The organism is Fictibacillus halophilus (assembly GCF_042680145.1).
Lineage (GTDB): Bacteria > Bacillota > Bacilli > Bacillales > Fictibacillaceae > Fictibacillus > Fictibacillus halophilus_A.
In genome coordinates this window covers 24,603-38,473 of the sequence record NZ_JBHTNQ010000002.1, presented here as the reverse complement: position 1 = coordinate 38,473, position 13,871 = coordinate 24,603, and the positions used below count along the sequence as shown (strand labels likewise).

The window sequence follows — 13,871 nt, the reverse complement described above, 5'->3', positions numbered from 1 at the left end:
TCAACGTTTTTTACTCATGTTTAGACGTATAGAATGTGAAAAAGTTGGACAAAATTATATAATCAGCTTTTGTCAAAATAGGAAAACTGCGGTTTTAAATTATGAAACCCTTTTTCTTTTTGTTTTCTAATGTTCTTAATAGAATGTTAGATAGAAATAAAAAACACGAAAAAAACGCTGGATTTGAGGGGTGAAGCAGTTGACAGGTCAACTAGTTCAGTTTGGACGCCACCGCCAACGAAGAAGTTATGCAAGAATTAGCGAAGTGCTTGAATTACCAAACTTAATTGAAATTCAAACCGCTTCCTATCAATGGTTTCTTGATGAGGGGTTACGTGAAATGTTCCGAGACATTTCGCCGATTGAAGATTTTACAGGGAACCTCGTTTTAGAGTTTATTGATTATAACTTAGGTGAGCCGAAGTATCCTGTAGATGAATCAAAAGAGCGCGATGTTACTTACGCTGCTCCGCTTCGTGTGAAAGTGCGTCTGATCAATAAAGAGACGGGCGAAGTAAAAGAGCAAGAAGTATTTATGGGAGATTTCCCGTTAATGACAGATACGGGAACCTTTGTGATCAACGGGGCAGAGCGTGTAATTGTATCACAGCTCGTTCGTTCACCAAGTGTTTACTATAGCGAGAAAATAGACAAAAACGGTAAAAAAGGTTTTACCGCTACTGTCATTCCAAACCGCGGTGCTTGGCTGGAGTTTGAAACCGATGCTAAGGACGTAGTTTATGTGCGTATTGACCGCACAAGAAAAATCCCGATTACCGTATTGCTTCGTGCTTTAGGGTTTGGGTCTGATCAAGAAATCATTGATTTGCTTGGAGAAGACGAGTATCTGCGTAACACGCTTGATAAGGATAATACAGAAGGAACTGAAAAGGCCCTTCTCGAAATCTATGAGCGTCTTCGTCCGGGAGAGCCGCCAACAGTAGATAATGCCAAAAGTTTATTAGATTCTCGTTTCTTTGATCCGAAACGCTATGACTTGGCGAATGTTGGACGCTACAAAATCAATAAGAAGCTTCATATAAAAAATAGATTGTTCAACCAGAAACTAGCTGAAACACTTGTTGATGCTGAAACTGGTGAAGTGATCGCTGAAGAGGGTACAGTGCTTGACCGCAGAACGCTTGATAAGATTATTCCTGCGTTAGAAAGCGGAGTGGGCTTCAAAACTGTTACACCTGCAGGCGGAGTTGCTGAAGATCAGGACATCGCTTTGCAATCTATTAAAATCTATGCGCCTGATGATCAAGAAGGCGAAAGAATCATTAATGTTATCGGAAACGGTCTTGTTGATAAGGAAATTAAAAACATAACTGTTTCAGACATTATTGCTTCAATTAACTATTTCTTTAACTTACTGCATCAAGTAGGTAATACAGATGATATTGACCATCTTGGAAACCGCCGTCTTCGTTCAGTTGGTGAGCTATTGCAAAACCAATTCAGAATCGGACTTTCCAGAATGGAGCGTGTTGTTCGTGAACGTATGTCCATTCAGGACACGAACGCGATCACACCTCAAGCTTTAATCAATATTCGTCCTGTAATTGCTTCAATAAAAGAATTCTTCGGAAGCTCACAGCTTTCACAGTTCATGGATCAAACGAACCCACTTGCTGAATTGACGCATAAACGCCGTCTATCTGCACTAGGGCCAGGTGGTCTTACGCGTGAACGTGCAGGCTTCGAAGTTCGTGACGTTCACTACTCTCACTATGGTCGTATGTGTCCGATTGAGACGCCGGAAGGTCCGAACATCGGGTTGATCAACTCGCTTTCTTCTTATGCGAAAGTAAATCAGTATGGTTTCATTGAAACTCCATACCGACGTGTTGATCCTGAAACTGGCCGTGTAACGAGCCGTATCGATTACCTGACTGCCGATGAAGAAGATCTTTACGTTGTAGCACAGGCGAACTCATTGCTTGGCGAAGATGGAGAATTCCTAAACGAAGACGTAATTGCACGTTTCCGTGGCGATAACACAGTTGTTAAACGCGAACGCATTGACTACATGGATGTATCGCCGAAACAGGTAGTATCAGCTGCGACAGCATGTATTCCGTTCTTGGAAAACGATGACTCCAACCGTGCCCTAATGGGAGCGAACATGCAACGTCAGGCTGTACCATTGCTTGTTCCTGAGTCACCGATCGTCGGTACAGGAATGGAGCACGTATCAGCGAAAGACTCCGGAGCTGCAGTTATATGTAAGCACGAAGGAATTGTTGAGCGTGTTACAGCTAAACAAGTACAAGTACGCCGCATTAAAGAAGTAGATGGCAAGGAAGTTTCTGGCGACCTTGACACTTACAACATGCTTAAATTTATTCGTTCCAACCAAGGAACTTGTTATAACCAGCGTCCGATCGTGAGCACTGGTGACCGAGTAACCAAAGGGGAGATCCTAGCGGATGGACCTTCAATGGAGAAAGGTGAACTTGCTTTAGGACGCAACGTACTTGTTGCCTTCATGACTTGGGAAGGTTACAACTACGAGGATGCTGTTATCATGAGCGAGCGTCTTGTAAAAGACGATGTTTACACTTCTATTCATATTGAAGAATATGAATCAGAAGCACGTGATACGAAGCTTGGACCGGAAGAAATCACTCGTGATATTCCAAACGTCGGAGAAGATGCATTACGCAACCTGGATGAGCGCGGAATTATCCGTGTTGGTGCAGAAGTGAAAGACGGAGACATCTTAGTTGGTAAAGTAACACCTAAAGGGGTTACGGAATTGACTGCAGAAGAACGTCTATTGCATGCAATCTTTGGAGAAAAAGCTCGTGAAGTTCGTGATACTTCATTGCGTGTGCCTCATGGCGGCGATGGAATTATCCTGGATGTTAAAGTATTCAACCGTGAAGACGGCGATGAACTTCCTCCTGGTGTGAATCAGCTCGTTCGTGCATACATCGTGCAAAAACGTAAGATTCATGAAGGGGATAAAATGGCCGGCCGACATGGTAACAAAGGTGTAATTTCAAAAATTATGCCTGAAGAAGATATGCCATATCTTCCTGATGGAACACCAGTTGACATCATGTTAAACCCATTAGGGGTACCTTCCCGTATGAACATCGGTCAGGTCTTGGAGCTTCATCTTGGAATGGCTGCACGACAGCTTGGAATTCATGTTGCAACACCGGTATTCGATGGTGCGCGTGAGGAAGATGTATGGTCTACAATCGAAGAAGCCGGAATGGCTCGCGATGGTAAAACGGTACTATATGATGGACGTACAGGTGCTGCGTTTGATAACCGTGTATCAGTTGGTGTCATGTATATGATCAAACTGGCTCACATGGTTGACGATAAGCTTCATGCCCGTTCAACTGGACCTTACTCACTTGTTACACAGCAGCCTCTTGGCGGTAAAGCGCAATTTGGAGGCCAGCGTTTCGGGGAGATGGAAGTATGGGCGCTTGAAGCATATGGCGCTGCTTACACTCTTCAGGAAATTCTTACGGTTAAGTCCGATGATGTTGTCGGCCGTGTGAAAACGTATGAAGCCATCGTTAAAGGTGAAAACGTTCCTGAACCAGGTGTTCCAGAATCATTTAAAGTATTGATCAAAGAACTTCAATCTCTAGGAATGGATGTTAAGATCTGTTCTGGAGATGACAAGGAAATTGAAATGAGAGAGCTTGATGATGAAGACGATCAGGCAAGCGAAAAATTAAATCTAAATCTTGAGTCTTACACTGCGAATGACTAAACCAGGATATCAAAAGGGAGGTACGCTCCTTGATAGACGTAAATAATTTTGAGTATATGAAAATTGGTCTTGCTTCGCCGGACAAAATCCGGTCGTGGTCAAGAGGGGAAGTAAAGAAACCTGAAACAATCAACTACCGTACACTTAAGCCTGAGAAAGACGGCTTGTTCTGCGAAAGAATTTTTGGTCCTACTAAAGACTGGGAATGTCATTGTGGAAAATACAAGCGCGTCCGTTATAAAGGTGTCGTTTGTGACCGTTGTGGTGTTGAAGTAACGAGAGCTAAAGTTCGACGTGACCGTATGGGTCACATCGAGCTTGCTGCTCCTGTTTCCCACATCTGGTATTTCAAAGGAATTCCAAGCCGTATGGGTCTTGTTTTGGATATGTCTCCAAGAGCATTAGAGGAAGTTATCTATTTTGCATCTTACGTTGTTACAGAAACAGGGGATACTCCGCTTGAGAAGAAACAATTGCTCTCTGAAAAGGAATACCGCACATACCGTGAAAAGTATGGAAAAGGATTTACTGCCCAAATGGGTGCAGAGGCAATTAAACGTCTTTTAGAAGATATCGACGCTGAAAAAGAAGTTGATATGCTGAAAGAAGAGCTTAAAACTGCACAAGGACAACGCCGTACGCGTGCAATTAAGCGTTTGGAAGTATTAGAAGCATTCCGTCACTCGGGTAACCATGCTGACTGGATGATTCTAGAAGTGCTTCCGGTTATCCCACCGGAATTGCGTCCGATGGTTCAGCTTGATGGCGGACGTTTCGCTACTTCTGACCTTAACGACCTTTACCGTCGTGTTATCAACCGTAACAACCGTTTGAAGCGTCTATTAGATCTAGGTGCTCCTAACATTATCGTTCAAAATGAAAAACGTATGCTTCAAGAAGCAGTTGATGCTTTAATCGATAATGGCCGTCGCGGCCGTCCGGTTACAGGACCAGGAAACCGTCCGCTTAAATCACTTTCACACATGCTGAAAGGGAAACAAGGGCGTTTCCGTCAGAACTTACTTGGTAAGCGTGTTGACTACTCTGGTCGTTCGGTTATCGTTGTAGGACCGAACTTAAAGATGTATCAATGCGGTTTGCCGAAAGAAATGGCACTTGAATTGTTTAAGCCGTTTGTTATGAAAGAACTCGTATCAAAAGGTCTTGCTCATAACATCAAGAGTGCTAAACGCAAGGTAGAACGTGTTCAGCCTGAAGTCTGGGATGTTTTAGAAGAAGTTATTCGCGAACACCCTGTACTGCTAAACCGTGCACCTACACTTCACAGACTCGGTATTCAAGCATTTGAACCAACTCTGGTTGAAGGACGCGCGATCCGTCTTCACCCGCTTGTTTGTACAGCTTACAACGCTGACTTCGATGGTGACCAAATGGCGGTCCACGTACCTTTATCTGCTGAAGCACAAGCAGAAGCTCGTATCTTAATGCTTGCTGCCCAAAACATCTTGAACCCGAAAGATGGTAAGCCAGTAGTAACACCTTCACAGGATATGGTATTAGGTAACTACTATCTGACTCTAGAGCGTGCAGGAGCTATTGGTGAAGGTTCAGTATTTAAAGACATTAATGAGGCGATTATCGCTTACGAAAACGGATATGTTCACCTGCATACAAGAATTGCAGTGCCGGTATCGAGTCTTAACAAAGAATCGTTTACTGAAGAACAACAATCAAAGCTTCTTATGACAACAGTAGGTAAATTGTTATTTAACGAGATCCTGCCGCCGTCATTCCCTTACATTAACGAGCCTACAACTACGAACCTTCAAGTGGAAACACCTGAAAAGTATTTCTTAGATCCGGCTTCTAATGTAAAAGAAGAGATTCAAAAGCATGAAGAGATTGTTCCTTTCAAGAAAGGTATTCTTGGTAAAGTCATCGCTGAAGTCTTTAAACGATTCAAAATCACTGAAACGTCTAAAATGCTTGACCGTATGAAGGACTTAGGATTCAAATATTCAACGCGCGCTGGTATCACGATCGGTGTTTCTGACATCGTAGTATTACCTGAAAAGCAAGATATCCTTAAGATTGCTGAAGAAAAAGTAGTGAACGTTACGAAGCAATTCAGACGTGGTTTAATCACAGAAGAAGAGCGTTACGAGCGTGTAATTAACATTTGGAGTTTGGCGAAAGACGAAATCCAAAATAAATTGATGGGTACACTCGATAAGCGCAACCCTATCTTTATGATGAGTGATTCCGGTGCCCGTGGTAACGCATCTAACTTTACGCAGCTTGCGGGTATGCGTGGATTGATGGCCAACCCAGCTGGTAAAATCATCGAGCTTCCAATCAAATCAAGTTTCCGTGAAGGACTAACAGTACTCGAGTACTTTATCTCTACTCACGGAGCGCGTAAAGGTCTTGCCGATACAGCCCTTAAAACGGCTGACTCAGGTTACCTTACTCGTCGTCTTGTTGACGTTGCTCAAGATGTTATTGTACGTGAAGATGACTGCGGAACTGACCGCGGCTTAGAAGTTGCCGCTATTAAAGAAGGCAACGAAGTGATCGAGCCGCTTCATGAACGTTTAATCGGACGTACAGCTTATAAAAAGGTATTCCATCCAGAAACAAAAGAAGTACTTGCGGATGTTAACGAATTGATTACAGAAGATATGGCTGCTTATATTGAGGAAGTAGGCGTACAAGCTGTAACAATCCGATCTGTATTTACTTGTGACACTCGTCATGGCGTATGTAAAAAATGTTATGGACGCAACCTTGCAACAGGCTCTGACGTTGAAGTCGGGGAAGCTGTTGGAATCATCGCTGCACAATCCATCGGTGAGCCGGGTACACAGCTTACAATGCGTACCTTCCATACAGGTGGGGTAGCAGGAGACGATATTACACAAGGTCTTCCGCGTATCCAGGAATTGTTCGAAGCGCGTAATCCGAAAGGTCAAGCTGTTATTTCTGAGCTTGAAGGTACGGTTGTCGGCGTGAACGACAATAAGGATAAGCGTGAAGTTGTTGTCCAAGGTGAAATCGAATCTAGATCTTACACAATTCCATTCGGTGCCCGTATTAAGGCAGTTGAAGGAGATAAAGTAGTTGCAGGTCAAGTATTGACTGAAGGTTCGATTGATCCAAAAGAATTAATTAAAGTCCGCGGCGCAGAAGGCGTACAGGAATACCTGCTGCGTGAGGTACAGAAAGTTTACCGTATGCAAGGGGTAGAAATCGGAGATAAGCACGTTGAAGTTATGGTTCGCCAAATGCTTCGTAAAGTGCGCATCATCGATTCTGGTGATTCTCAAGTACTTCCAGGAGCTCTTATGGACATCCATGCATTTACGGATGTTAACCGCAGTGTGCTTCTTGAAGGCGGAACTCCTGCTACAGGCCGTCCGGTGCTTCTTGGTATTACAAAAGCATCACTTGAAACTGAATCGTTCCTTTCTGCTGCATCGTTCCAAGAGACTACTCGAGTTCTTACAGACGCTGCTATCAAAGGGAAGCGTGATGAATTGCTCGGACTTAAAGAAAACGTTATTATCGGTAAGCTGATTCCGGCTGGAACGGGTATGAATCGTTACAGAAACATCGGAATTAATTCCCCGGTAGTTGAAGAAGAGAACGGCGAAGAGGCAGAACTGCCTACAGAACTAGTTTCTCAAGATTAATAAATGATGTTGACATTGGGAGTGCATCGGTGATATTATTACGGATGTGCTCCTAAGAATTGTTACTTTGGAGGATATTTGTATGTCTTATGAAAAAGTGACACAGGCTTCTGAAATTATCGTAGGTACTAAGCAAACAATCAAGGCTTTACAAAACGGCGAAGTCAAAGAACTGGTCGTTGCGGAAGATGCTGATTTTCGGGTAACGAGCAAAGTATTGCAGATTGCCGAAGAAAAGCAAGTGCCGATCGTAAAGGTTGATTCCATGAAAAAGCTTGGAAAAGCATGCGGTATAGATGTCGGGGCCGCAACTGTTGCGATAAAAGGATAAAATTACTGTTTTTGCGATGAGCAAAGATTAACGCTCCGCTCGCAAAAACTTTCTTTTGTCCCAAAATGAACCACCTGGGTCGGTGGCATTACAAAACAAGAGAGGAGGAAATTCAAATGCCTACAATTAACCAATTAGTACGCAATGGTCGTGTTTCTAAAACAAAGAAATCTGACTCTCCTGCGTTAAATAAAGGTTATAACAGCTTCAAGAAGTCCCAAACTAACGTTTCATCTCCGCAAAAGCGTGGAGTTTGTACGCGTGTTGGTACTATGACTCCTAAGAAGCCGAACTCGGCGCTTCGTAAGTATGCCCGTGTTCGTCTAACAAACGGAATTGAAGTTACAGCTTACATTCCTGGTATCGGTCACAACCTTCAAGAGCACAGTGTTGTTCTTATCCGTGGAGGACGTGTAAAAGATTTACCAGGGGTACGTTACCACATCGTTCGTGGTGCACTTGATACGGCTGGTGTTACTAACCGTATGCAAGGTCGTTCTAAGTACGGAACGAAGCGTCCAAAGGAAGCTAAGAAATAATATTTTAACAAAAAATAAAACAACTATAAGAAAGGAGGGGACCACATGCCACGTAAAGGACCTGTTGCTCGTCGTGATGTGTTACCTGATCCAATTTACAAGTCCAAGCTTGTAACTCGTCTAATCAATAAAATTATGATTGACGGTAAGAGAGGGGTAGCTCAAACAATCTTGTATAATGCGTTTGAACTTATTAAAGAACGTACAAACCAAGATCCTATGGAAGTGTTTGAACAAGCTCTTAAAAATATCATGCCAGTTCTTGAAGTTCGTGCTCGTCGTGTTGGTGGTGCTAACTACCAAGTACCGGTTGAAGTTCGCCCAGAGCGTCGTACAACTTTAGGACTTCGTTATTTAACGAACTACTCTCGTCTACGCGGAGAAAAGACAATGGAAGAACGTCTTGCTTACGAGATTATGGATGCTGCTAACAATACTGGTGCTTCAGTTAAGAAGCGCGAAGATATGCACAAAATGGCAGAAGCAAACAAAGCGTTTGCTCACTACCGCTGGTAAAATCATAGAGACAGTTTTCGGACTGTCTCTAAAACACTATAAAAATTCCTTTGCATAAGGAAGGAGAGAAATTCATGGCTAGAGAATTCTCCTTAAAAAATACTCGTAATATCGGTATCATGGCTCACATCGATGCTGGTAAAACAACGACTACTGAACGTGTACTTTATTATACTGGCCGTATCCACAAAATCGGTGAAACTCATGAAGGAGCTTCACAAATGGACTGGATGGAGCAGGAACAAGAGCGTGGAATCACGATTACTTCCGCTGCTACAACTGCTCAATGGAAAGGTCACCGTGTCAACATCATTGATACACCAGGTCACGTAGACTTTACAGTTGAAGTAGAACGTTCATTACGTGTATTAGACGGAGCGGTTGCTTTACTTGATGCTCAATCAGGTGTAGAACCACAAACAGAAACTGTATGGCGTCAGGCTACTACTTACGGAGTACCGCGTGTAGTATTCGTAAACAAAATGGACAAGATTGGTGCGGATTTCTTATACTCCGTAAAAACCATTCATGACCGCCTTGGTGCTAACGCTCATCCGATCCAATTACCGATCGGTGCGGAAGACCAATTCGAAGCAATCATCGACTTAGTTGAAATGAACGCTGTATTCTACGGAAACGATCTTGGTACTGATATCGAAGTTCGTGAAATTCCTGAAGAGCACATGCCTTTAGCTGAAGAATACCGCAACAAATTAGTTGAAGCGGTAGCTGAGCTAGATGAAGAAATGATGATGAAGTACTTAGAAGGCGAAGAGATTACGAAAGAAGAACTTAAAGCAGGTATCCGTCAAGGTACATGTAACGTTGAGTTCTACCCAGTAATGTGTGGATCAGCATTTAAGAACAAAGGTGTTCAGCTTATGCTTGACGCTGTTCTTGATTACCTTCCATCGCCGGTTGATGTACCAGCTATTAAAGGTGTTCTTCCAGATTCAGAAGAAGAAGTAACTCGTGAATCAAGTGACGAAGCTCCGTTCTCAGCACTTGCATTTAAAGTTATGACTGACCCTTATGTTGGTAAGTTAACATTCTTCCGAGTGTACTCAGGTACATTAAACTCTGGATCATACGTACAGAACTCTACTAAAGGAAAGCGCGAGCGTGTTGGACGTATCCTTCAAATGCACGCAAACTCCCGTGAAGAGATCTCTATCGTGTACGCTGGAGATATCGCAGCTGCTGTAGGTCTTAAAGATACTACAACTGGTGATACACTTTGTGATGAAAAGAACCTTGTTATCTTAGAATCCATGGTATTCCCAGAGCCGGTAATCTCACTATCTATCGAGCCGAAGTCTAAAGCAGACCAAGACAAGATGGGTATGGCGCTTGCTAAGCTTGCTGAAGAAGATCCAACATTCCGTACTGAAACAAACGAAGAAACTGGACAAACGATCATCGCAGGTATGGGTGAACTTCACCTTGATATCCTAGTTGACCGTATGCGCCGCGAATTCAAGGTTGAAGCTAACGTGGGTGCTCCTCAGGTTGCTTACCGTGAAACAATTCGCCAAGCTGCTAAAGTTGAAGGTAAATTCGTTCGTCAGTCTGGTGGTCGTGGACAATACGGTCACGTTTGGATTGAATTCGAGCCAGGTGAAGAAGGATCTGGATTCGTATTTGAAAACAAAATCGTTGGTGGGGCAGTTCCTCGTGAATACATCCCTGCAGTACAAAATGGTATCGAAGAATCAATGAAAAACGGTATGCTTGCTGGTTTCCCATTACTTGACCTTAAAGCTCGTATCGTTGATGGATCTTACCATGATGTTGACTCCAACGAAATGGCGTTTAAGATTGCCGGTTCAATGGCACTTAAGAACGCAAAAGCAAAATGTGATCCTGCTATTCTTGAGCCGATCATGAAAGTTGAAGTAACGGTTCCTGAAGAGTATATGGGAGACATCATGGGTGACGTAACTTCCCGTCGTGGACGTGTTGAAGGTATGGAAGCTCGTGGTAATGCACAAATCGTTAAAGCGATGGTTCCACTTGCTGAAATGTTCGGTTATGCAACTAGCTTGCGTTCTCGTACACAAGGCCGCGGTACTTACTCAATGCACTTCGATCACTACGAAGAAGTACCTAAGTCAATTTCTGAAGAAATCATCAAAAAAGCAACTGGAGCTTAATCTCCCCGGTTGTAAGAATCAACATTTTCATGTAATCTAAAATGGGCAGTATAACCTGTCTGTTTTAAATAAAAAAACTACTATATGTAACCATATTTAAGGAGGAATCTTTCTCATGGGTAAAGAGAAATTTGATCGTTCCAAAACGCATGCTAATATTGGTACTATTGGTCACGTTGACCATGGTAAAACAACTTTAACAGCTGCTATCTCTACTGTTCTTGCTAAGAAAAACGGTAAAGGTGTAGCAATGGCTTATGACCAAATCGACGGTGCTCCAGAAGAGCGCGAGCGCGGAATCACAATCTCAACTGCACACGTTGAGTATGAAACTGATTCTCGTCACTATGCACACGTTGACTGCCCAGGACATGCTGACTATGTTAAGAACATGATCACTGGTGCAGCACAAATGGATGGTGGGATCCTAGTAGTATCTGCTGCTGACGGCCCAATGCCACAAACTCGTGAGCACATCCTTCTTTCTCGTCAAGTAGGTGTACCTTACCTTGTTGTATTCATGAACAAGTGTGATATGGTTGACGACGAAGAACTTCTTGAGCTAGTTGAAATGGAAGTTCGTGACCTTCTTTCTGATTACGACTTCCCTGGAGATGACATCCCTGTAATTAAAGGTTCAGCTCTTAAAGCTCTTGAAGGAGACGCTGAGTGGGAAGCTAAAATTCTAGAACTAATGGACGCGGTTGATTCTTATATCCCAACTCCTCCACGTGACGTTGATAAGCCATTCATGATGCCAGTTGAGGATGTATTCTCAATCACTGGTCGTGGTACAGTTGCTACTGGACGTGTTGAGCGTGGACAAGTTAAAATTGGTGACGTAGTTGAGATCCTTGGTCTTACTGAAGAGCCAAAATCAACTACTGTAACTGGTGTTGAAATGTTCCGTAAGCTTCTTGACTATGCTGAAGCTGGTGACAACATTGGTGCACTTCTTCGTGGGGTTTCTCGTGAAGATGTTGAGCGTGGACAAGTTCTTGCTAAGCCAGGTACTGTTAAAGCTCACACTAAGTTCAAATCAGAAGTTTATGTTCTTTCAAAAGAAGAGGGTGGACGTCACACTCCATTCTTCTCTAACTACCGTCCTCAGTTCTACTTCCGTACAACTGACGTAACTGGTATCATCCAACTTCCTGAAGGCGTTGAAATGGTAATGCCTGGAGATAACGTTGAGATGACTGTAGAACTAATCGCTCCAATCGCTATCGAAGAAGGAACTAAGTTCTCTATTCGTGAAGGTGGACGTACAGTTGGTGCAGGCGTAGTTGCAACAATCACTGAGTAATCTTATTACTCTTTAATAAAGCACTCTCCATTTGGAGGGTGCTTTTTTGTTTATTAGGATTCATTTTTAAGAAAAAAATGATACATTAAAATAAAAAGTTCAGATAGACCAATTTTTGGTCAGTTTAAAAGGTAAAAACTATACTGAACGGTTTTTACAATTCGTAAATCCTGAAATTTGGAGCATATTCCCGCGATATTTAAACATAATTCCGCGAGTTTCTTAATTAATCCCGCGAGTTTCCACCATATATCCGCGACTCAGTAAAAATGACACTACCAATGTCCCCGCGAGCCAAAAGCATCTGGATCACCATCCCCAGCGCAAAACTTCTATATATATAGAAGAAACACATTCAAGTGTGTAAAAGAAGAAAAAGGAAGTTGAAATCCCGGCATAAAGTCTCTATAATAGAAAAAGTGCGATTAACAATAAATAAATGCAAATAAAACTTGCATTAGGTATTGTTTTTCTCTATAATGAGTAATGTTGGTCATTCACTGCGATGATTCGGAAGGTTGCTGACACACCAGGCCCCTTTGCCATGGCTGGTGACATCAGGTTGAATTTCCGTGGAGCAATGTCTGTTTATCAAAATAGGCGAATAAAGGAGGGAAAATAATGGCAAAGCAAAAGATTCGTATCCGTTTAAAGGCGTATGATCACAGAATTCTTGATCAATCAGCTGAAAAAATCGTTGAAACTGCTAAGCGTTCAGGAGCAAAGGTATCAGGTCCAATCCCGCTACCTACTGAGAAAGCGATCTACACGATCCTTCGTGCGGTTCATAAGTACAAGGACTCTCGTGAGCAGTTCGAAATGCGTACTCATAAGCGCTTGATCGACATTATCGAGCCAACACCACAAACTGTTGATTCATTAATGCGTTTGGATCTGCCGTCTGGTGTAGACATCGAAATTAAACTATAATTTCACGTTTGCTTTATATAATTATTTTACTTACTAATAGGAGGTGTGACGAATGACCAAAGGAATCTTAGGTAAAAAAATTGGTATGACTCAAGTTTTCGCTGAAAACGGAGATCTTATCCCAGTTACTGTAGTAGAAGTAACTCCTAACGTTGTTCTTCAAAAGAAATCCGTAGAGAACGATGGCTACGAAGCTATCCAGCTTGGATTTGACGATAGAAAAGAATCTCGTACTATTAAGCCGCAAGCAGGTCATGCTGCTAAAGCTAGCACGAGCCCTAAGCGCTACGTTAAGGAATTCCGCAATGTTGATGCTGCGGGATACGAAGTTGGTCAGGAAGTCAAGGTTGATATTTTTGCAGAAGGTGACGCTGTAGACGTTACTGGTACATCTAAAGGAAAAGGATTCCAAGGTGTTATCAAACGTCACGGGCAATCACGCGGGCCAATGAGCCACGGTTCCCGTTACCACCGTCGTCCTGGTTCAATGGGTGCAGTTGACCCTAACCGTGTTTTCAAAGGGAAAGCATTGCCTGGACGTACTGGCGGAGATACAGTAACTGTACAAAACTTAGAAGTTGTAAGAGTTGATACAGAACGTAATCTTCTATTAATTAAAGGTAACGTGCCTGGAGCGAAAAAGAGCTACGTTACAATTAACTCTGCTGTTAAAGCAAAGGATGCTAAATAAGGAAGGAGGA

At 42.9% G+C, this 13,871-nt stretch carries 9 protein-coding genes; all 9 read left to right on the top strand.

Translation table 11 applies throughout. The annotated features are described in order from the left end of the window. Positions 1-199 precede the first annotated feature (199 nt). The 9 genes from rpoB (at position 200) to rplC (ending at position 13,861) form a co-directional block, all read left to right on the top strand. On the top strand, positions 200-3,742 hold the full coding sequence (rpoB, locus tag ACFQ4X_RS16800; protein WP_379837264.1) for a DNA-directed RNA polymerase subunit beta: 3,543 nt from the start codon (positions 200-202) through the stop codon (positions 3,740-3,742). A gap of 29 nt (positions 3,743-3,771) precedes the next feature. Continuing rightward, complete coding sequence (rpoC, locus tag ACFQ4X_RS16795) at positions 3,772-7,395, top strand: DNA-directed RNA polymerase subunit beta' (RefSeq protein ID WP_379837262.1); 3,624 nt, start codon at positions 3,772-3,774, stop codon at positions 7,393-7,395. An 82-nt stretch (positions 7,396-7,477) separates the two neighbouring features. Next, positions 7,478-7,726, top strand: coding sequence for a 50S ribosomal protein L7ae-like protein (locus ACFQ4X_RS16790; RefSeq protein ID WP_077365502.1), 249 nt, complete (start codon positions 7,478-7,480; stop codon positions 7,724-7,726). A gap of 116 nt (positions 7,727-7,842) precedes the next feature. After that, a complete protein-coding gene (gene rpsL / locus ACFQ4X_RS16785) occupies positions 7,843-8,265 on the top strand; it encodes a 30S ribosomal protein S12 (RefSeq protein WP_251324206.1) in 423 nt (140 codons plus the stop codon). 45 nt (positions 8,266-8,310) lie between these two features. Next, the gene (gene rpsG / locus ACFQ4X_RS16780) at positions 8,311-8,781 is read left to right on the top strand and encodes a 30S ribosomal protein S7 (RefSeq protein WP_197134190.1); all 471 of its coding nucleotides are present in this window, start codon (positions 8,311-8,313) and stop codon (positions 8,779-8,781) included. 74 nt (positions 8,782-8,855) lie between these two features. Then, positions 8,856-10,934, top strand: a complete 2,079-nt coding sequence (fusA, locus tag ACFQ4X_RS16775) for an elongation factor G (protein WP_379837260.1) — start codon at positions 8,856-8,858, stop codon at positions 10,932-10,934. A gap of 115 nt (positions 10,935-11,049) precedes the next feature. Further along, the gene (tuf, locus tag ACFQ4X_RS16770) at positions 11,050-12,240 is read left to right on the top strand and encodes an elongation factor Tu (RefSeq protein ID WP_379837258.1); all 1,191 of its coding nucleotides are present in this window, start codon (positions 11,050-11,052) and stop codon (positions 12,238-12,240) included. Positions 12,241-12,861: 621 nt separating this feature from the next. Further along, positions 12,862-13,170: a 30S ribosomal protein S10 gene (gene rpsJ, locus ACFQ4X_RS16765; RefSeq protein ID WP_053356198.1), complete on the top strand. Its 309-nt coding sequence runs from the start codon at positions 12,862-12,864 to the stop codon at positions 13,168-13,170. 52 nt (positions 13,171-13,222) lie between these two features. Beyond that, positions 13,223-13,861, top strand: a complete 639-nt coding sequence (gene rplC / locus ACFQ4X_RS16760; RefSeq protein WP_077365514.1) for a 50S ribosomal protein L3 — start codon at positions 13,223-13,225, stop codon at positions 13,859-13,861. Positions 13,862-13,871 lie beyond the last annotated feature (10 nt).

What these genes read in the sequence shown, in the direction of transcription:
- rpsJ (WP_053356198.1), top strand. Translation starts at nt 12,862, where the DNA reads ATGGCAAAGCAAAAGATTCGTATCCGTTTAAAGGCGTATGATCACAGA.
- ACFQ4X_RS16790 (WP_077365502.1), top strand. Translation starts at nt 7,478, where the DNA reads ATGTCTTATGAAAAAGTGACACAGGCTTCTGAAATTATCGTAGGTACT.
- tuf (WP_379837258.1), top strand. Translation starts at nt 11,050, where the DNA reads ATGGGTAAAGAGAAATTTGATCGTTCCAAAACGCATGCTAATATTGGT.
- rpsG (WP_197134190.1), top strand. Translation starts at nt 8,311, where the DNA reads ATGCCACGTAAAGGACCTGTTGCTCGTCGTGATGTGTTACCTGATCCA.
- rplC (WP_077365514.1), top strand. Translation starts at nt 13,223, where the DNA reads ATGACCAAAGGAATCTTAGGTAAAAAAATTGGTATGACTCAAGTTTTC.
- fusA (WP_379837260.1), top strand. Translation starts at nt 8,856, where the DNA reads ATGGCTAGAGAATTCTCCTTAAAAAATACTCGTAATATCGGTATCATG.
- rpsL (WP_251324206.1), top strand. Translation starts at nt 7,843, where the DNA reads ATGCCTACAATTAACCAATTAGTACGCAATGGTCGTGTTTCTAAAACA.